This is a genomic window from Petrotoga sp. Shatin.DS.tank11.9.2.9.3 (assembly GCF_003665005.1).
GTDB lineage: Bacteria > Thermotogota > Thermotogae > Petrotogales > Petrotogaceae > Petrotoga > Petrotoga mobilis.
Map to the genome: position 1 here is coordinate 27,264 of NZ_JGVT01000004.1, position 19,382 is coordinate 46,645.

A 19,382-nucleotide genomic window follows, 5' to 3' on the forward strand; every position below is an offset into this window, starting at 1 on the left:
TCCATCTGGTTTTTGAGTTCTTCTGAGTTCTTCCTGCTTTCTTGTGATGAGCGCGTTAGACTTTCTGATGCCTTTTCTACTTTGTCTGATGCCTGTTTTATTGATCCCACGGATCTTCTCAGTTCTTTACTCATTTCTGATAGAGCGTTAGCCATCTGACCTATCTCGTCTTTGCTTTTACTTTCAAAGTTTACCGTTAGGTCTCCTTCTTTGAATTGGTTTATCTTGTTTTTGAAGTCTAACAGTGGTTTCGTTATACTCCTTATTAGATAGATGATCATGATTATCGATACTATGAAGGCTACTACGGTTAGGATGGCTGTCAAGGTTATTGCTTGATTGTTTTCTTCTATGAGTGATGGACCTAACGTGTCTTGTTGGACCTTTAATTCATTTCTTTGTTCTTCTAATAGGTTTATTAACTCTACCCTTGCTTGTTCCATCTGCCCGATTATAGGCTGTTGGGATTCTATCGCTGTGACTATTTGATTGAAGGTGTTTCTGAACTGTTCAGCCATATCTTTCATCTCGTTGAACATTTCAGTTAGTTCGTCAGAGGTTAGACCATATTGCATAATCAAAAGTTGAGAATCCAAATCATTAAAAGCGTTTAAAACATTGTTTTTATCACCAAAAGATTTGGATGAAAAATACATGGAAGATAAATTATCTATATCATCCAATATATTCATTGAACTATCCGCATAAAAAACGAGGGTTGAAACGTTATTTTTTTGGGCTAAGGTTTTAAAATCGGTAATAAGTTGGCGTAATTCATTTGATATATCTTTAAAATCCTGACTTGCGAGTCTATTTTTTTCTTCATTTAATTGAACAATTTGATTAAAATTATTTTCATAGTCCTCTATCTTTGTGATTATGTTTTGTACAAGTGTTGAATCGGTAGTTTCACCTGTAAAGAAACTTTGAACCGCGTTGATATTTTGAGTAAAAGTTTCTTTTGTTTGTTCATCGTAGTTAATCACATAATCTTTGAAGGCTAAAGCAGCTCCAAAAAAGTTGTCTTCTATTTCGGAGATCTGATTCGTTACCTCAGATAAATCCCTATAACTACCCAAACCATCGTTGGACTTTACCAAAGAAAAAATATTGAAAAAAATCGCTGCCCCAAATAAAACAAAAATTACAACGATAATTACAATTATCCTTCCTCTTATGCTTTTGAATGACATGGAATTTTTCCCCCTTTATTTTTAATTATCTTATCAATAATTATAATATAAAACAGTACTCAAAAGCAAATAAAAAGTTTTTAGAAACATACCTTTCTAATGCGAAATAAAAAAATAACAATAAGATATGGTAAAATAGTATAGGGTATAATTAAAGAAGAAAGAGGAGGTAGATTATGCAATATAACAATCTTGGTAAAGCTGGTATAAAAGTAAGTGAAATTTCATTTGGATCTTGGCTAACTTTTGGAAATCAGCTCGACACAGAAGGGGTCAAATCATGTTTGCGTACAGCTTATGAAAACGGTGTTAACTTTTTTGACAACGCTGAAGCTTACGCTAATGGTCTTTCTGAATCTCTTATGGGAATGGCAATAAAAGAGTATAGAAGAGAAGATCTTGTAATTTCCACAAAAATATTTTGGGGTGGAAAAGGCCCAAACGATAGAGGGGTATCAAGGAAACATCTTCTAGAAGGAACATGGAACTCTCTAAAAAGGCTACAAGTTGATTATGTTGACCTTATATTTTGCCACAGACCAGATCCAACAACACCCATTGAAGAAACAGTATTCGCAATGGATTACATAATAAGAAACGGTTTAGCTCTTTATTGGGGAACTTCCGAGTGGAGTGCGGAACAATTGGAAGAAGCTTATCAAATAGCGGATAAAAGAAATCTTATTCCTCCCACAATGGAACAACCTCAATATAACATGTTTGTTAGAAATAAGGTTGAGAAAGAATTTAAACCTCTTTATGAAAAATATGGATTGGGATTAACAACATGGAGCCCGTTAGCCAGCGGGGTGCTCACTGGAAAATACAACGATGGAATTCCTCAAGACAGTAGACTTGCAAAATTTGAAAACTTACGAGAAGAGTTCGAAAAAGGCGGACTATTATCTCAAGAAAATATCGAAAAAGTCAGAAAATTGACAAAAATAGCTAACGATTTAGGTGCTACAATGGCTCAGCTTGCTCTTGCCTGGATATTGAAAAATCCTAACGTTAGCACCGTAATAACTGGTGCAAGCAGGCCAGAACAGGTAAGAGAAAACGTAAAAGCTTCCGAAATAAAAGAAAAACTTACAGATAGTGTAATGGAAGAAATTGAAAAAATTCTAAACAACAAACCCTAATAAAAATTAGTAAAATCCCACCAATGCGGTGGGATTTTTTTAATTTTCTTTAGTTTTATAGAAATCCCTAACCTCGATTATGTCAAGCCACAAACATTGGAAATAGTGATATTTAATTTGCTTTTTGAAAAATGACAACTTTCTTTTATCAACGACTTTGTCTAAATATGTATGGCTAATCCTTCCACGCTTTCTTCTGCGCCAAGCAGACTTTCAGTCAAAGTGGGGTGAGGATGTATACTATTCGTTAGTTTCTCTACACTCATCCCATATTTTACAGCCAAAACTCCTTCCATAATCATATCTGTAGCATTCGGAGAGACAATAGCTACACCTAATACTTTTTTAGTCTCCTTGTCAGCTATTATCTTTGCAAAACCATCTAACTCTTCCATAGTCCTTGCTCTGCCGGTAGCAGATACAGGAAATTTTGAAACGATAACTTTTTCAGAATCTACTTCTTTTTCTTTCAGACCTACGGTTGCTATTTCTGGGTTAGAGAAAATAATGTTTGGCACAGCACTGTAATCCATTTCCTTGGTTTCACCTGCAATATTGTGGGCTGCTACTATACCTTCATTCATAGCCACATGAGCTAACATAATATGGGCTCTAATATCTCCTATTGCATATACGTTTTCAACGTTTGTTCTCATTTTGGAATCTGTTTTAACCCCTTTTTCTATCTCTACACCTAAATTTTTAATATCTTGCGTTATAACAGGCCTTCTCCCCACAGCAAGTAAAATCTTTGAGCTTATTATTTCTTTGGTCTCACCGTTGAATTCGATTTTTGATACGTATGAATCTTCATTTTTTTTAATATCTATGACCTTATGTTTTTCTAAGACTTCCACACCTTTTTTAACCAAAGATTTTTTTGCTTCTTCTGCTACATCTTTGTCCTCATTGGGGAGTATATGTTCAAGCAGTTCAACAACATAAACTTTTTTACCTAAACTTGCAAAAAATGTAGCAAATTCTACACCAATTACCCCTCCACCAACTATCAAAATCGATTCAGGCATATGTTCCATCTTAAACACATCGTCACTTGTCCAAATTCCTTGAATTTTATCAAAGGGGGGAAACATTACTGGTTCAGAACCGTGAGCTAAAATAATGTTTTGCGTTTCTATACTTTTATCGCCAACTTTAATATGATTTTTATCAATTATTTCAGCGACACCTTGTATTAAATCGATATGATTTTTCTTTAATAGATACTCTACACCTTTTTTGGATTGTAGAACAATTTTTTTCATATGGCTCATTATTTCGCTTATTTCATATGTTACTTCACCCACTTTTATGCCTAATTTGTTCGATTTTTTTAAAATCTCTTCGTAAAGATGTGAAGAGGTCAACATTGCTTTTGTGGGGATACAACCTTTGTTGGTACAAGTTCCACCAAGATTTTCTTTCTCAATAACAGCAACCTTTTTCCCTAATTGCGATAACCTTATTGCCGCAACATAACCGCCTGGACCTGATCCAATAACAACAACATCGTACATTTGAGGTTCCCCCCTTTTAATTTCATTGTTTATTGCCTTTAGAATCTCTAAAACATTATATATAGCGTCCTTCCCCCGCTCCCCACCCAAAAGGATAAAAATATTTTTATCTTTTATTACATAACTGCCCTTTTAAGGAATAAATCTGCGGTATCTTAGAACCTTAAGCCCAGCTGAAAGGATAATGAAAATTTATTCCTTTGTCCAACAGTCCATCTAATTTCATCTTTCAATATTATAACAAAAAAGGGGAGATTTTCTCCCCTTTGACATAATTCACTATTATTTTAGGTCTTTTAACGCTTCCAAAACCAAACCTGCGTGCATTAAAGCTGGACCTCCACCCATTAACACTGCAACCCACGCAGCTTCCAAAATTTCCTCTTCTGTGGCACCTGCTTCTAACGCAAATTTCACATGACACGCGATGCACCATTCACAATTTCTTGCTATAGAAAGTGCAACAGCTATTAGCTCTTTAGTTTTTTTATCAAGCGCGGCTCCTTCTTCTTTTTCGATTGCCTCCATCATGTTTTGGAAACTCTTCATTTGCTCTGGGTTTGTCTTAGAAAACTCCTTCATCCAGTCCATTGCTTTTTGAAAACTATCTTTCATACTCACCGAAATCACCCCTTTTATAATTTTTGTTATATATTTCACAATTTTTTCAAAAAAGAATTTCAAATCCTCATATTTCAACAGTCTTTTTTCACCATTATCAAAATTATTATAACTCAAATTTGTTAAAATTTTAACAAGCTAATGTTTCGTTTAAATCAAATTATTATTCAAATACTCTTTACTAAAAAAAAGAAAAAAAGGACCCTTTTATAGGATCCTTATATTGTATTGGCTGGGGGAGGAGGATTCGAACCTCCACTGACGGAGTCAGAGTCCGCTGTCCTGCCGTTAGACGATCCCCCAATCAGCAAAATTATTATATCACAATTTTTTTTGGTTGACAAGTAAATTTGAAACTCTAAAAAAAGAGGTCGATTGGGGACAAAACCCTTAGCCCAAATATCTAGAAATTTCTAAGTATTCGGTTTTTTTAACATAGGTTCAAATGTTAGAAACTATTTTGTGGGAAAATAACTGCGGATTTTGTTCCTTTCAAAAATTTTTTAATGGAGACAATAATTATTATGAAATGTGAAGGCTGCGGTATAGGAATACAAACAGAAGACCAAGAAAAACCAGGATATATCCCTGAGAATGTTCTCAAAGAAAAAATAAAAAATAACGAATCTGTAGTTTGCCAAAGATGCTTTAAATTAAAGCATTATAATTATTTATTACCTATAACAATAAATTCCGATTTTTCCGGTGAGCTTGACAAGGTTTTAAAAGATTTTGAAACGGTTTTATGGGTGGTAGATGTAATAGATTTCGAAGGCACATTCAGAAAAGAGATTGCCGAAAAAATAAAAGGGAAGAATATTTTTTTAATCGTCAATAAAATAGATCTTTTACCGAAAAGCACACCCTACGAAAAATTAAAAAATTGGTTGCTCTTGAGAATCAAAGAGATGGGTATAAATATCCGGGATGATCATGTGAGAATGGTCAGCGTTAAAACAGGTATGGGAATAGAAAAAACAAAACAATTGCTTTTGCAAAAAGAGAAAGAAAAGGCATTGGTAGTAGGGGTAACCAATGTAGGTAAATCATCTTTTTTAAACAGATTAGTGGAAGCAGAAATAACTGTAAGTGCATATTCTGGAACTACTTTGAAGGTATTAAAAGCAAACGTACCTAACACAGATTTGCAATTATTCGATACCCCCGGCATTTTCACACAAGACAGGTTGTGCGATTTTTTTGATATTTACACTCAAGTTAAGATGATTCCTTCTAAAAAAATTAAGATTAAAACTTTCACTGTGAATGAAAAAAATGTTCTTTTTATCAGCGGATTGTTCTGGTTGAAAGTTTTAAAGAACGGTGTTAACAATTTACCACCTATAATCACTGTTTTTCTTCCAGAAGAGATATCTGCTCATAGAGCAAAAGAAGAAAGAGTTAATGATTTACTTCACAATAGAGAGGTTTTATTCCCTCCTTACAATGATAATTTTGATTTTGATCAAATAGAGTTTGAAAGAGAAAATGTAAAAATTGATAAGGGAAATGATATAGCCCTTCCCGGAGCGGGATGGCTTTCTATAAAAAGAGGTCCCTTAATAGCAGAAATATCAAAACCTAAAGGGCTAAGATATGTGCTAAGAAAATCAATGAAATAGGAAGATTTCATGTGGGCCGATTGTGGGGTGGGGAGCGGGGCGAAGGGGCGCTGTCTATAGAGTTTTCGAGCTTTGAAAGAAAGTAGGATTTCATAATTTATGGAGGTGTAAAAACTTGCAATTGAAAGAACCTGGAGTAGTTGTTGGGGTATCAAATAGGCATGTACATTTATCACAAGAAGATTTGGAAAAGTTGTTTGGTGAAGGTTATGAATTAACTCCCTTAAGACCACTGGGACAACCGGGTCAATACGCATCTGAAGAATGTGTAGATTTGATAGGACCAAAGGGTTCTTTCCAAAAAGTGAGAATATTAGGTCCGGTAAGAAAGGAGTCACAAGTCGAAATATCTAGAACAGACTCCTTTAAACTGGGAGTAAACCCCCCTGTTAGAGACTCAGGAGATATAGAAGGAACACCAGGGATTACGATAAAAGGACCTGTTGGTGAAATACAATTAAAGAAAGGTGTAATCATTGCCAAAAGGCACATACATATGCACCCAAAGGATGCCGAACATTATGGCGTTAAAGATAAAGACTTAGTTTCAGTATATTGTGATAAAGAAGGAAGAAGACTTATTTTTCAAGATGTTTTGGTCAGAGTCAGTGAAAAATATGCATTAGAGTTTCATGTTGATATCGACGAGGCAAATGCGGCTTTACTCAACAACGGAGATTATGTGAAAATTATAGAAAAATTCTAAAAATCGGTGCTTGCACCGGTTTTTTTCAATCAATATCAGAAGGTATTTCATAGGTTATACCCCCATATTTCCCTTCGGTTATTTCTCTTAGAAAGGCATTTCTTCCCCTTTCGTAATCTGGAACTCCGCCTTTTTTTATAAAATTTCTCTTCATAGAAAACCTTTCAATGAACTCAACTATATTTTCACAGCTTTCCCAATCTTTTAAAACTGAATCCAAAATATTAGGATACTCTTGTTTTAAAAAATCAAAAAGGTAGAAAAGAGCCTCATCTAATTCCGTATCTTCTGCTTTTAGAGAACCAATTAGAATTAATTTGTTAACAAGATCTTTGTTAAAAAGTTTTGGATATAACACACCCGGTGTATCAAGAACTTTTAAGTCCTTCGATACGGTTATCCATTGTAAACCTCTTGTTATACCAGGTTTATTGCCCACTGCTGCAGACTTTTTGCCTTTTAGACGGTTTATGAAAGTAGACTTACCAACATTTGGTATACCAACTATCATTAGAGTTTTTTCATTGAACTTTTGAGGGACGATGGGATAAATGTAGTTTAAAAAAAAGTCTTTAACATTGAATTCATTGAGGCTAAGTGAAAAAACATCCTCACCTTTCTCTTTATAATACTTTTCCCATAACTTGGTTTTTTTCATGTCGCAAAGGTCTTTTTTATTCAGAATAATTATTCTTTTTTTGTTTCTAAAAAGTTGGTCTTCTTCATATGCCCTGCTGGCGTAGGGAGCCCTTGAATCGAGAATTTCTACTACCGCATTGACAAGTTTTAAATGCTTTTTTATCAAAGATTTGGTTTTTTCTATATGCCCCGGATACCACATGCTTTTAACCCCTTTGAACAGTCGTTTTTACCATGATTCTTATTTTACTTAAATTGTGGTATAATCTAAGTGATAAAAGTATACCTTATTTTGTAAAAAAATCAAAGAGGAGGGATAATCTATTCTGAGATATTCTATCTCTATACCCGATAATGTGGAACCGATTGAAATTTTTGGGGCTTATGATAGCCGGACAAAATACATAAAAAAAGAGATGAACGTAGATATACATTACAAAAACAGAAAAATTTTTATTGAAGGAAAGGATGACGACTCGGTCAATAAAACATCAAAGATATTCACAGAACTTTTAGAAATTTTAGATGAAGGGCATTTAATCGATTGGGATGAATTCCAATACGTGGTTTCTAGGTATAAAACCAACGGGAATGTTTCTAAGACTGAAGAAAAGAAAAAATCGATGAAAGATGTGATAAATACCCGCATTGTAGGTACTCAGATATTTGCAAAAACTGAAGGCCAAGCAAATTACATTGACTACTTAAAAAATAATGATATTGTTTTTAGTATAGGACCAGCCGGAACTGGCAAAACATATCTTGCAGTTGCTATGGCGGTAGATTATTTAAGATCGGGTAAAGTTCAAAGGATAATATTAACAAGACCCGCTGTTGAAGCAGGAGAAAAATTAGGTTTTTTACCTGGTAACTTTTATGAAAAGGTTGACCCGTATTTAAGGCCCTTGTACGATGCCTTACTTGATTTTATGGATACAGACAAACTAATTTCATACAGAGAAAAAGGCATTATAGAAATACTTCCATTAGCTTACATGAGAGGTAGAACGTTAAACAATTCTTATATTATTTTAGACGAAGCTCAGAATACAACTTATCAGCAAATGAAGATGTTTTTAACAAGAATAGGTTTCAACACTAAGGCGGTCATCACTGGTGATGTCACTCAAATAGACTTAGAAAAAAAGAAAGATTCGGGACTACTTTCGGTTAGAAAGGTGCTCAATGGAAACATTTCAGGAATAAAATTCATTGAACTTTCAAATAACGATGTGGTAAGAAATCCTTTGGTAAAAGAGATTATAAAAGCATACGAAGATTATGAAAACTCTGTATAAATAAGGAAGTGTTTTCCGCTGTATGAAGAACAAAAGTACAGAAAATAATAAGAGAACCAGTAAAAGTCTTTTTCAAAAAGCAAATCTAGTTTTTTCTAAAAATAAGGGTTTTATAATTAGGATGATTCTTTTTACATTTTTAGCCTTATTCACAGAATGGCTTATTTTCAACAGAATCTCGTTGAATTTTCAGTTGAGTTTTAACTTAGTATTTCTCGTATTTTGGATATTTATCGGAGAATTTTTGCTACCTAAGAATAAAATGTTTAAACTTCATCCTAAAAATTATTGGGCGGCTTTTTTAACGCCGCTCTTTTTCAATATAATACTAAATCTTTTTGTTTTCAAATATGTGAATATATTTGCAATATCGACCATATTGAGTACTTTGATAATAACCTTACTAATAGATTACTCTACCGGTTTAATTTCAGGTCTCATATTTTCCGCTTACTTTGGTATTTTATTCGGATTTGATTTGAAGTTCATGATTTTTTTATTTTTACCCGCAGCAGTTGTCGCCCTATCATCCAGAAAAACCAAAAGGAGAATAGAGATAATACTACCATTTTTTTGGGCTAGTTTAACGCAAATTATCGTTGCTTATGTAATTAACTTATACTATACCCCTTTGGACTATCTAATAATAATCGAAAGTAATTTTTTGAGCGTGTTGGTAACTATGGGTATTTTACCCTTCTTTGAATACTTAACCAGAGTTTATTCCGAGATTGGGTTGTTGGAACTTGGTAATTTAAGTAATCCTTTGCTAAAAAATCTTTCTTTGAAAGCACCAGGAACATACTATCACAGCATGATCATATCTAACTTAGCGGAAAGCTCTGCTGAGATTATCAATGGAAATATGGTTTTAGCCAGGGTAGGTTCTTATTTCCACGATATAGGGAAGGTGTGGAGACCTCAGTTTTTTTCCGAGAATCAAAAGAATAAAAACCCTCATTCCGATATAAGTGCTAAATTAAGTTCTTTGATTTTAAACAACCATGTCACTTATGGTATCGAATTGGCAAAAAAACACCGTTTACCTATACTAATAGAGGATATGATAGCACAGCATCATGGCACAAGGGTTAAGCAATTCTTTTACAGCGAATATTATAATCAAACAGGGATAAAAGATACCAACATGTTCAGATATCCCGGACCCATTCCTCAATTTAAGGAAGCTGCCATACTAATGATATGCGATGTAACTGAAGCCATGGTAAGAAGTATGCAAGACTTAAGCGCTGTTGATCTTAATGAAAAACTTGATAATTTGATAAATTCTCTTTTTTTTGAAGGACAGTTAGATGATTGTGGATTAACACTTAGAGAAGTCAAAAAGATAAAAGGCAGAATTATTAGAACCATAATGGAAATGAATCATAAAAGGATATCCTATCCCAAAGTTGAGGCAAAAGAACTTAAAGAGTAGAGGAGAACGCCTTTGAAAATAAACATTATAAACCAACAAGAGTTAAGAGAGATAGACACTAAAAAAATCAAAGATATCGCCAAAAAACTTCTTCTAAACGAGGTTGGCGAAGGGGATTTTGAATTAAACATATTAATCACCGACGATAAGAATATAAGCGAATACAATAAATATAGAGGCAAAAGTTCACCTACGGATGTTTTATCCTTTTCTTATGGTTTAAAAGAACCTGTCATTGGAGATATTGTCATTTCTGTTGAAAGTATAGAAAAACAAGCGCCTGATTTTGGCAATTCATTTGAAGAAGAATTCTATTATATACTTATTCATGGCTTACTACACATCGTTGGTTACGATCATGAAAACTCTGAAGAAGATGCTAAAAAAATGTTTGACGTTCAAGATCAATATTTTCATCAATTAATTAAAGACAGGAGGAGATAGAGTTGGCTACAGTAAAGCCCTTTCAAGCTTTAAGACCATATAAAGGGATAGAACAGTGCTTTTCTTGCCCACCCTACGATGTACTTGAGGAGGATGAAGTTAAGGAAATAATCTCTAGAAACCCCAATTCTTTCTTGAGAGTAACAAGGTCCGAAGTAGAGGCGAAAGAAGATTCTAAAGAAGCTATTTACAAAAAAGCCAAAGAAAATCTTGAATCCTTTATTAAAAATGGTGTATTAATCAAAGATGTTGAACCATCTTTTTATATTTATCGTGAAACCTGGCAAGGAGTTTCTCAAACAGGTTTTTTTGCTGTGGTGAGCGTGGATGAGTACGACAAAGGGATTATAAAAAAGCATGAATTAACAAGAAGTGACAAAGAAGACGATAGGACAAATCACATATTAAATTTAAATGCACAAACTGGACCTGTTTTCTTAACCTACAAAACCCAAGAAGACTTAAAAGCCATAATTGACAAGCTTATAAAAAACAAGGAAATTCTTTATTCCTTTTGCGATGAAAACAATGTGAAACATGAACTCATCAAAATCCAAGAAGAAAGCGAAAAAGAACAAGTCGAAAAAGCTTTCAAGAGTATCGAATATCTTTACATTGTAGATGGACACCATAGGGCTGCTGCCGCTTCCAGAGTTCAAAAAATACTGAAAGAAAAAGACACAAGTTACTCTTTGGATAAACCCTACAATTATTTTATGGCAGCTATTTTCCCCCACAACGAACTCAGAATACTCCCGTACAATAGAATAGTTAAAGATCTAAACGGTTTAAGCAAAGATGAATTTTTGAAAAAGATCGGTTCCTATTTTCAAGTAGAAGAAGCTCCTTTTTCACCCTATTCTCCTGATTCCTCACACTCTTTTGGAATGTATCTTCAAAAAAAATGGTACAAACTCACATTTAAAGGTGAAGAAAGTGAAGATCCTGTAGAAAACCTTGATGTGCAAATATTGCAAAAATACTTATTAGATCCCATACTTTCCATAAAAAATCCCAGAACCGATCCAAGAATATATTTCCTGGGTGGTATTAGAGGCGTAAAAGAAATCGAAAAGTGGGTAGACAAGAAAGATTGGAAAGTTGGATTTTCTATGTATCCCACCCAAATAGACCAACTCTTAAAAGTTGCAGAGATGAACAAGATAATGCCGCCTAAATCCACTTGGTTTGAACCAAAATTGAGAAGTGGTTTATTAATACATGAATTAAGCTAAGCCTTTTTTTCAGACATTTGGGGTGGTAGTTATAAAATACTATAATTTTGATTTAAAAAACAAAATCGAAACAATAAAAACTCATACCGTTGATGAAAAAATTCAAGTAGATGAAATAAAGGTATTTGAAAATAATCTGTACGGAATAAAAAGAAAATGGAAGATTTTATCTTCTCATAACTCCGTTGATTTCATAAAACGCATACTATGCCCCAGTGATAACGTTATGCTAACCTATTATCATGATGAGAAAGGTGAAATGTCTAAATATCTCGTTTATATAGATTTTGGTAAATACAATGTCAGCAGCGGCAATATTGAATTTCAAGATCAAGAATTAGATCTTCTAGTTTATAACAACTTAAAATATAAAATACTTGATATGGGCGAATTATTAAAAGCTTTTGAATGCAAAAAGGTCACCTTATCTGATATGCAAAAAAATTTAATAACTCTTGAGCATTTTATTAATAATTTTAATTATTTGGGTGTAATTGACGCTATTAATTTGAAATTCGGCCCCAATGCTATTAATTGGCTTTTGAAAAACAAAACTTGGGTGATAAACAGAGCCTAAGGGACCGCAGGTCGCTTCCTTAAAAAGGGTGGGGAGCGGTGATAAGAGTAAAGACCTTTTATCCTTATGGGTGGGGAGCGGGGCGAAGGGGCGCTAACACATGTAGTTTCTAATGGCAGTTTTCACTTCATAACTGGAGGGGAAAAAATTGAGAAAACTCTATCGTTCCAGAGAAAATAAGATTTTAGCCGGTGTTTGCGGAGGCTTAGGTGAGTATTTTCAAATAGACCCTGTCATCATACGGCTGTTATGGATTGTTTTAAGCCTAGTTTGGGGATTCGGAGTTATTTTGTACATAATCGCAATTTTTATAATTCCCCCTCAACCTCAAGGAAATAATTATTCTGAACAATTTGAAGAAACACCCGAAAACGAGCATAGTCATATTTCACATAATATAGAAGACGAAGACAGAAAAGTCGTCATAGGTTTGTTTGCTTTACTATTTATCGTAATTGGGCTAATTATTTTGGTAAGTATAATAACTCCTTCTACATTCTTCTTTAGAAATTTTATCAAAATCGTGATAAGTATATTACTGATTGGAATTGGTGCATATTTAATTTCAACCTCAAGGACAAAAAAATAGTTTTGTATTTCTTTCCAAGTTATATAGTTCCCTTAATCTTGAAAATCGAAAAGGGCCTTTTGGCCCTTATTTTTCAATTGGCAAAAATAAAGAAAACACTGTTCCTTTTCCAACTTCGCTCTCCACTTCTATTCTTCCATCATGCGCATTAACGATCTCTTTGACAATTGCCAGCCCTAAGCCAGTACTTTTTTCACTGCTTGTCCTTGCTTTATCTCCCCTGTAGAAACGATCGAATATTCTATGTAAATCTTCTTTAGGAATACCTCTACCCGTGTCTTCTATCGATATTTTAGCAAAATTACCAATTTTAACAGAAGAAATAGTAACTTTACCTTCATCCGTATACTTTAAAGAATTATCTAAAATGTTTATAAGAGCTTCTTTTAATTTATCTTTGTCTGCCCTGATATTTAACTCTTCCAATTTTTCAACTTGTAAGGTTAAACTCTTGTTATGGTATAAAGGACTAACTTTTTTTATTACTTCCTCCAACAAAGATTTCAAATTAGTTTTCGTGAAATTGTAAAATTGAGTTTTGTTATCACTCCTGGCTAAAAAAAGTAATTTATCGATAATTTCTGACATATAAGAAGTTTCTTCTAAGATCAACTCTAATGATTTTTTATACTCGTCTATCGACCTGTCTTTTTTTAAAGTCAAACTACTTTCAGCTTGTATTATGGAAAGTGGGGTTCTTAAATCGTGAGAAACATCTGCGGTGAATTGCTTTTGTTGTTCAAAGGCTTTTTCAAGTCTCGAAATCATTTGATTCAACGTGGAAGCTAACCTTCCTAACTCATCTTGGGAGTTTACTTTTATCCTTTCAGTTAAATTATTTTCTTCGATATTTTTTGCGGTATCTATAATTTTTTCAACAGGTCGAAGAGAACTATCGGCATAAAAAAATCCACCTATCCCCGCAAGAATCATCACCAAAACGCCAGTCGATATCCCACATTTTCTCCTCAAGAATAGTTCTGGTAACTACTATTTTTGGATTCCTCATAAAATACTCCAAGATATTGTATTCCTTCGGGGTTAATTTCAATTTTTTCTCCCCCATCCAAACCTCTCTTGTTAAGGTGTTTAAAGTTAAATCTCCCACTTTAAGAACTGGGTTACGAGTGAAACTTTCTCTTCTCAGCAAAGATCTAACCCTTGCAAATAATTCATCGAAATCAAAAGGTTTTACCAAATAATCGTCCGCTCCAGAATCTAAACCCTTAACTCTGTCTCCCACACTATCCTTTGCAGTTAACATCAATATTGGAGTATTGATGTTTTCTTTTCTTAAATTTTGACAAACGGTTATCCCATCTTTTTTTGGTAGCATTATATCTAAAACTATCAAATCGTATGAAGAATATTTTGCATAGTTTTCCGCTTCTTCTCCGTCGTAAACAACGTCGATACAGTATCCTTCTTCCGTAAGTCCTCTTTTTATGAAATACAACGGGGACACTCTCCAATTCATTGGAGAGATGAGAGCTGTTTTATTATTCATACTACACACAATCCCTTTCTAAATATGTATGGTTCAACAATTTCTGTCTTAACTGGTTTTGAAAGCCCTGCAAGTTTAATATAACTTCCCTTATTTTGTATACCTTTCACAGTATACTTTTTACCTTCGTATATTACTATATCCTTTGGTTGATAAAAATACCTTTGAGTACGTATACTCCTTCTACCTTTGGACACTTTCTGCCCTCTAAACTTTTTAAGGTTCTGTGTATTGTAGTTCTTATTACGCGTAGTTCTGCCATTAAACAGTTCTTGCCCTTTCTTAGTCGAACCATCTCTTGTGTCTATATACTTTGCGTCATAAAACTTTTCTAACGAACGATTGTTTCTCCTAATCTGTTCAAAGTATATAGGTTCTATTCTCCTTTGCCTAGTTCCACCTGCAATGCAAAATGCATCGTTATAATGAGTTTTATCGAGGTTAAGCTTTATTCTCTTCGATTTGGTTATATAACCGTATGTATATTTACAACCTAAAGCATTAACTAACTTCCATCTAACAGTAGACATAAAGGTAGCTTCTTTCAATGGTTTTTGTACAGGTTTCATACCGTAAAGTTTACCACCTTTTAAGTGGTTTTTAGGATCATGGCATTTAGTACATAACGTAATTAAATTGCTTGGTCTATTGGTTCTTTCACCTTTCCAGTAGCCTATATGATGTACTTCAAGTGGGACATTAATCTTACCGCATAATTGACAAGTATAATTGTCTCTGTACAATATATACTCACGAAGGTTGTAAAAGTTTTGTTGCTCACCTTGTTGGTACTCTATACCTTCTATGTTAGGATTTTTAATCTTCTGAGTATCGAATTTTGCTACTTCAATTATTGGTTCTCTTCCAAAAAGTGTGGGTAGAAAAAATGAAATATGAACAAATGATTAAATAATCTGGTATCATGTAAGGAAACACAAAAATACACAAGGAGTGATATCAGATGAGAAAAGAGCTACCAAAATTCTTCGAACAGATACTGAATATAACAGAGCCATGGTACATAGAAAAGATAGAACAGCAAGGAAATATAATCAACATATATGTTGATTTCAAAAAAGGTGCAAAGTTCGAATACAACGGTAAATATTACAGTGCATACGATACGGTTCAAAGAAGTTGGAGACACTTAAACTTATTCCAATATGAAACATATATACATGCTAGGGTACCTAGGATAAAAACAGATGATGGGACAAAGACTGTAGAGGTTCCTTGGGCTCGAAAAAACTCTGGATTCACCTTATTGTTTGAAGCTTTTATCCTCGAGTTGTACAACCACATGACGGTTGCTGAGATAGCTAAAAAGTATAATATAACCCAAAATAGGTTGTGGAGAATATTAGACTTTTACGTTTCAAAGGAATTAGAAAAACAAGATTTCTCAAAAGAACCGATAAAAACGTTATCTGTTGATGAAATAGCAAGGAAAAAGCATCATGTATATTTAACCAATTTCTTAGATGTGGAACGAGAAAAGGTTGTACATATAGCTGATGGAAAAGATGCAGAAACCTTCCTATCATTCAAAAAGAGATACACTGAAAAAAACGGTGATCCAAAAGACATAGAGTCCATATGCATGGATATGTCGGTACCTTTCAAAGCTGGAGCAAGGGACCATTTTCCAAAAGCAAAGATAATATTTGACAAATTCCATGTGCTTAATGTATTAAGTGTCCAACTTGATAAAGTAAGAGCCAGAGAGAATAAAGGGTACCATGAAATACTCAAAAGGACAAAATACTTGCTATTAAAAAATCCTAACAACCTTACCAAGAAAGATAAAGTTAGACTCGATGAATTGATGGAATATCAACACCTTGATACAGTTCAAGCCTACGGATTGGTACTTGAGTTCAAAAAGATGTTCGATTACAAGAAACCTTCTTATGCAGCTAAGTATTTTAAACGATGGTATGAAAAGGTAATAGAATCAAATATACCTGAAATGATTAAAGCTGCTAAGACTCTTTTAAATCACATAGAAGGTATCTTGTTGCACATAAAAACGAATATCTCTAACGGTAAAATAGAAGGTATGAACTCTAAACTTAGAGGATTTACTAAAAGGGCTTTTGGTTTTAAAACATTAAAGAATTTAAAAATCACTATCTTTATTGCCCTTGGTAAACTTAATTTAACTCCAGCTTAATTACCCACTATTTTCGTGATAGAACCCAATTATTATCTCAGTTATAGGAAGTATCTTCTTAATGAATTTTATAAACCGAATATGAGTATCTAACTTATGTTTGATTGATGGTGCTAACCAACTTTCCTTGATCCCCTTTCGGAGTGTTTCCTTCCTAGAAGATATTCTGTTGTCAAACTTTGGTTCTCTATACCTTAATCTACTTCGTCTGATTCTGCGATACATAACCTTTTCTTTGATAAGCTCACTTATATCATCCCTAAGCTCAACTTCGCCTGATAATAATTCTTCTTTTCCTGTTACAGCAGAAAAACCTATGTACTTGTGACCGCTATCTATACCAAGCGTTATAGGTTGAGTGTAATGTGTTGTGTCATAGGTCAGTTGTATAGTAAACGGTTTGTTTCTAACAACTTTTGCTTTACCTTCTCTAAGTAAATGTTTAACTTTACCGTGCCTTTTAGTAGGCATTAAAGGTGTTTCGTCTTTAGAAAGTACATATACCATTCTTAGATCTCCTTTCGGAAATAAATCCGCTATATAGCGGTAGGTCCACATCGCCAATGTTATATCGGGTTTGTCGTCAGCAACACTTCTCCTACCCCTCAGAGATGTTTAATCACTGACCGTAGAGCATAGAACTTGTGGAGCATCCTATGGTACCTATTTGGCATACGCCATTCCGATATAACGTAGCCCCTTCAACATTCGCTAGTAATAGCCGATTGCTGGTGGCTGAGGCTAATCAACTAGGGCTTGTTTATCACAAGCCACCGTCTTTAGACGGGGGTAGTTGACTATATTAGCAAGTTTTTCTTCATCTTCAACAACAAGGATTTTCATACTATTCACCTCGATAATTAATATTCTATCACAACCAATTTTCTGACTTTTAAATTAAACTTTTATGAAAAAAATAACTTTTTAAATGTTGACGACCCACATGAAAAAGGCTGCTATTGGAGCCATCGTCGGTATCGAACCGATAAGATAACTCGCAATCAACGAGATTAAAAATCTCATCTCGATCACCTCTTATTTTTCATTATACTCCATTTACTAAATTCTTAGAAAAAATAAGAAAAACCAACCTAATCAAAAATATTTGGATTTAATTGGGTTACATTGACTATAATCAGGTAAAATCAAGTTTGACTTTTTGTTTATTTTAATTTAAAATGGATACGAATAAATTCGATTTTAGAATGAATTAATTAAAGGGGTCAGAAAAATATGCCAGTAAAAATTTCTTTTATAGGAGCAGGTAGTGTTAGATACACAGTGAAATTAGTAGGGGATTTAGCAAAAACAAAGGAATTAAATGGAAGTTTAATCTCTTTCATGGACATAGACGAAGAACGATTAAATGCCGTAGATAACCTCGCTAAAAGATACACAGAAGAAATAGGTGGAAATCTTAAATTTGAGAAGACTACCAACCGTGAAGAATCTTTAAAAGATGCAGACTTTGTTATAAACACGGCATTATACAGAGCACCGGGCCATGAAGATGGTTATGTAAGTTATGAAATCATGAGAGATGTGGCAGAAAAATATGGTTATTACAGAGGAATAGATAGTCAAGAGTTCAACATGGTATCGGATTATTATACATTCACAAACTATAACCATCTGAAATTATCATTAGATATAGCCAAATCGATTGAAAAAATTTGTCCGAATGCATGGCTTATACAAACCGCTAACCCTGTTTTTGAAATTACACAATTGATTAAAAGGCTGACCAACGTAAAAGTAGTAGGCTTTTGTCATGGGGTTGGAGGTATCCACGAAGTACTAAAAACTTTAGGATTAGAAGAAAAAGAAACTGATTGGCAGGTAGCTGGTGTAAACCATGGAATATGGTTGAACAGATTTCTATACAAAGGCGAAGATGGCTACCAAATCTTAGACAAATGGATAGAAGAAGAATCAAGCAATTGGGAACCAAAAGATCCTTGGGATACCCATTTAGCTCCGGCAGTTATCGATATGTACAAATTCTATGGATTATTACCCATAGGAGACACAACTAGAAACAGCACTTGGAAACATCATCATAGTTTACAAGCAAAAAAGAAATGGTATGGAAAGTTCGGGGCAATAGACAACGAAGTTGAAAGGCCGAAGTTCTATGAAGAACTACGTCAAATAAAAAGATTGATAATTCAAGTTTCGAAAGATCCAAGTATCAAAATAACAGAATACTGGCCTGAAGAGTTCCCGAAAGAAAAAATGAGTGGCGAACAACAAGTGCCTTTTATAAACGCTTTAACTAATGATGTTGAAGCAAGATTATTCCTGAATGTTTTGAATGATGGAACGATAAAAAACATTCCTAACGATGTAGTTGTAGAAGTGCCTGTAAAAGTTAACAAAAATGGAATATTCCCTGAAAAGATACAGCCAGATCTACCAGAAAAGATTAAAAATTACTATATAATCCCCAGAATCACAAGAATGGAAATGGCATTAGAAGCCTTTATAACTGGAAACAGAAATATCTTAGAAGAAGTTTTAGTAAGAGATCCAAGAACCAAAAATTATGATGATATTCCTAAGTTGTGGAATGAGATATTCGATCTTCCATTTAACAAGGAAATGAAGGAACATTATAGAAGTTAATAACGTGCTTAAAAGAAAAGGTCCTAAAGCATCTTTTAGAATTTTCAAAGACAGGA

The 19,382-nt window shown here is 33.8% G+C and carries 19 protein-coding genes and 1 tRNA gene; 11 read left to right on the forward strand and 9 right to left on the reverse strand.

The features are described 5' to 3' along the window. Window positions 1-1,193, reverse strand: a 1,193-nt coding sequence (locus tag BZ25_RS04235) for a methyl-accepting chemotaxis protein (protein ID WP_121567423.1), incomplete at its 3' end; no start/stop codon positions are given. Window positions 1,194-1,369: 176 nt separating this feature from the next. Here BZ25_RS04235 and BZ25_RS04240 point away from each other — a divergent pair. Beyond that, window positions 1,370-2,335: an aldo/keto reductase gene (locus BZ25_RS04240; protein WP_103898493.1), complete on the forward strand. Its 966-nt coding sequence runs from the start codon at window positions 1,370-1,372 to the stop codon at window positions 2,333-2,335. A gap of 161 nt (window positions 2,336-2,496) precedes the next feature. Here the strand turns inward: BZ25_RS04240 and lpdA are convergent, their stop codons facing one another. The 3 genes from lpdA to BZ25_RS04255 form a co-directional block, all read right to left on the reverse strand. Next, on the reverse strand, window positions 2,497-3,852 hold the full coding sequence (gene lpdA, locus BZ25_RS04245; protein WP_121567424.1) for a dihydrolipoyl dehydrogenase: 1,356 nt from the start codon (window positions 3,850-3,852) through the stop codon (window positions 2,497-2,499). Window positions 3,853-4,134: 282 nt separating this feature from the next. Continuing rightward, window positions 4,135-4,467, reverse strand: a complete 333-nt coding sequence (locus tag BZ25_RS04250) for a carboxymuconolactone decarboxylase family protein (RefSeq protein WP_121514944.1) — start codon at window positions 4,465-4,467, stop codon at window positions 4,135-4,137. A 235-nt stretch (window positions 4,468-4,702) separates the two neighbouring features. Then, window positions 4,703-4,776 (reverse strand) — tRNA-Gln (locus BZ25_RS04255). A 221-nt stretch (window positions 4,777-4,997) separates the two neighbouring features. Between BZ25_RS04255 and yqeH the strand changes: the two genes are divergently transcribed. Both yqeH and pduL read left to right on the forward strand, forming a co-directional pair. Beyond that, entirely contained in the window at window positions 4,998-6,095 is a 1,098-nt protein-coding gene (gene yqeH, locus BZ25_RS04260; RefSeq protein ID WP_121567425.1) for a ribosome biogenesis GTPase YqeH, read from the forward strand. Window positions 6,096-6,210: 115 nt separating this feature from the next. Beyond that, on the forward strand, window positions 6,211-6,801 hold the full coding sequence (gene pduL, locus BZ25_RS04265) for a phosphate propanoyltransferase (RefSeq protein WP_121567426.1): 591 nt from the start codon (window positions 6,211-6,213) through the stop codon (window positions 6,799-6,801). A gap of 25 nt (window positions 6,802-6,826) precedes the next feature. On the opposite strand, the gene ylqF is transcribed toward pduL, so the two are convergent. Continuing rightward, on the reverse strand, window positions 6,827-7,642 hold the full coding sequence (gene ylqF / locus BZ25_RS04270; protein ID WP_121567427.1) for a ribosome biogenesis GTPase YlqF: 816 nt from the start codon (window positions 7,640-7,642) through the stop codon (window positions 6,827-6,829). Window positions 7,643-7,856: 214 nt separating this feature from the next. On the opposite strand from ylqF, the gene BZ25_RS04275 reads away from it, so the two are divergent. The 6 genes from BZ25_RS04275 to BZ25_RS04300 all read left to right on the forward strand — a co-directional run bounded on the left by BZ25_RS04275 (window position 7,857) and on the right by BZ25_RS04300 (window position 13,021). After that, entirely contained in the window at window positions 7,857-8,738 is an 882-nt protein-coding gene (locus BZ25_RS04275) for a PhoH family protein (RefSeq protein ID WP_121567448.1), read from the forward strand. Between the two features lie 22 nt (window positions 8,739-8,760). Continuing rightward, window positions 8,761-10,176, forward strand: a complete 1,416-nt coding sequence (locus BZ25_RS04280) for an HDIG domain-containing metalloprotein (protein WP_121567428.1) — start codon at window positions 8,761-8,763, stop codon at window positions 10,174-10,176. A gap of 12 nt (window positions 10,177-10,188) precedes the next feature. Beyond that, window positions 10,189-10,620, forward strand: a complete 432-nt coding sequence (gene ybeY / locus BZ25_RS04285) for an rRNA maturation RNase YbeY (protein ID WP_121567429.1) — start codon at window positions 10,189-10,191, stop codon at window positions 10,618-10,620. 2 nt (window positions 10,621-10,622) lie between these two features. After that, window positions 10,623-11,855, forward strand: coding sequence for a DUF1015 domain-containing protein (locus BZ25_RS04290; protein WP_121567430.1), 1,233 nt, complete (start codon window positions 10,623-10,625; stop codon window positions 11,853-11,855). A 22-nt stretch (window positions 11,856-11,877) separates the two neighbouring features. Then, on the forward strand, window positions 11,878-12,432 hold the full coding sequence (locus BZ25_RS04295; protein WP_121567431.1) for a hypothetical protein: 555 nt from the start codon (window positions 11,878-11,880) through the stop codon (window positions 12,430-12,432). A 148-nt stretch (window positions 12,433-12,580) separates the two neighbouring features. After that, window positions 12,581-13,021: a PspC domain-containing protein gene (locus tag BZ25_RS04300; RefSeq protein ID WP_199676847.1), complete on the forward strand. Its 441-nt coding sequence runs from the start codon at window positions 12,581-12,583 to the stop codon at window positions 13,019-13,021. Window positions 13,022-13,087: 66 nt separating this feature from the next. On the opposite strand, the gene BZ25_RS04305 is transcribed toward BZ25_RS04300, so the two are convergent. Genes BZ25_RS04305 through BZ25_RS04315 form a run of 3 tightly spaced genes read right to left on the reverse strand, consistent with a single transcriptional unit; the run spans window position 13,088 to window position 15,271 of the window. Then, window positions 13,088-13,954 (reverse strand): cell wall metabolism sensor histidine kinase WalK, encoded by an 867-nt coding sequence (locus tag BZ25_RS04305; protein WP_121567433.1) that lies wholly within the window; start codon window positions 13,952-13,954, stop codon window positions 13,088-13,090. Continuing rightward, window positions 13,914-14,528 carry a response regulator transcription factor gene (locus BZ25_RS04310; RefSeq protein WP_233552360.1) on the reverse strand — a complete coding sequence of 205 codons (615 nt, stop codon included), beginning with the start codon at window positions 14,526-14,528 and terminating at the stop codon, window positions 13,914-13,916. The genes BZ25_RS04305 and BZ25_RS04310 overlap by 41 nt, the downstream gene beginning before the upstream one ends. After that, the gene (locus BZ25_RS04315; RefSeq protein ID WP_199676848.1) at window positions 14,525-15,271 is read right to left on the reverse strand and encodes an HNH endonuclease; all 747 of its coding nucleotides are present in this window, start codon (window positions 15,269-15,271) and stop codon (window positions 14,525-14,527) included. The genes BZ25_RS04310 and BZ25_RS04315 overlap by 4 nt, the downstream gene beginning before the upstream one ends. 218 nt (window positions 15,272-15,489) lie before the next feature. Here BZ25_RS04315 and BZ25_RS04320 point away from each other — a divergent pair, with 218 nt between their 5' ends. Continuing rightward, complete coding sequence (locus tag BZ25_RS04320; RefSeq protein WP_121567435.1) at window positions 15,490-16,701, forward strand: ISL3 family transposase; 1,212 nt, start codon at window positions 15,490-15,492, stop codon at window positions 16,699-16,701. Here the strand turns inward: BZ25_RS04320 and BZ25_RS04325 are convergent, their stop codons facing one another. After that, complete coding sequence (locus BZ25_RS04325; RefSeq protein ID WP_121567436.1) at window positions 16,702-17,208, reverse strand: RRXRR domain-containing protein; 507 nt, start codon at window positions 17,206-17,208, stop codon at window positions 16,702-16,704. It lies immediately after the preceding gene. 726 nt (window positions 17,209-17,934) lie between these two features. Between BZ25_RS04325 and aglA the strand changes: the two genes are divergently transcribed. Next, entirely contained in the window at window positions 17,935-19,326 is a 1,392-nt protein-coding gene (gene aglA, locus BZ25_RS04330) for an alpha-glucosidase AglA (RefSeq protein ID WP_121567437.1), read from the forward strand. The last annotated feature ends 56 nt before the right edge of the window (window positions 19,327-19,382 follow it).

What these genes read in the sequence shown, in the direction of transcription:
- BZ25_RS04240 (WP_103898493.1), top strand. Translation starts at nt 1,370, where the DNA reads ATGCAATATAACAATCTTGGTAAAGCTGGTATAAAAGTAAGTGAAATT.
- lpdA (WP_121567424.1), bottom strand. Translation starts at nt 3,852, where the DNA reads ATGTACGATGTTGTTGTTATTGGATCAGGTCCAGGCGGTTATGTTGCG.
- BZ25_RS04250 (WP_121514944.1), bottom strand. Translation starts at nt 4,467, where the DNA reads ATGAAAGATAGTTTTCAAAAAGCAATGGACTGGATGAAGGAGTTTTCT.
- yqeH (WP_121567425.1), top strand. Translation starts at nt 4,998, where the DNA reads ATGAAATGTGAAGGCTGCGGTATAGGAATACAAACAGAAGACCAAGAA.
- ylqF (WP_121567427.1), bottom strand. Translation starts at nt 7,642, where the DNA reads ATGTGGTATCCGGGGCATATAGAAAAAACCAAATCTTTGATAAAAAAG.
- BZ25_RS04275 (WP_121567448.1), top strand. Translation starts at nt 7,857, where the DNA reads ATGAACGTAGATATACATTACAAAAACAGAAAAATTTTTATTGAAGGA.
- BZ25_RS04280 (WP_121567428.1), top strand. Translation starts at nt 8,761, where the DNA reads ATGAAGAACAAAAGTACAGAAAATAATAAGAGAACCAGTAAAAGTCTT.
- BZ25_RS04305 (WP_121567433.1), bottom strand. Translation starts at nt 13,954, where the DNA reads ATGATTCTTGCGGGGATAGGTGGATTTTTTTATGCCGATAGTTCTCTT.
- BZ25_RS04310 (WP_233552360.1), bottom strand. Translation starts at nt 14,528, where the DNA reads ATGAATAATAAAACAGCTCTCATCTCTCCAATGAATTGGAGAGTGTCC.
- BZ25_RS04320 (WP_121567435.1), top strand. Translation starts at nt 15,490, where the DNA reads ATGAGAAAAGAGCTACCAAAATTCTTCGAACAGATACTGAATATAACA.
- BZ25_RS04325 (WP_121567436.1), bottom strand. Translation starts at nt 17,208, where the DNA reads ATGGTATATGTACTTTCTAAAGACGAAACACCTTTAATGCCTACTAAA.
- aglA (WP_121567437.1), top strand. Translation starts at nt 17,935, where the DNA reads ATGCCAGTAAAAATTTCTTTTATAGGAGCAGGTAGTGTTAGATACACA.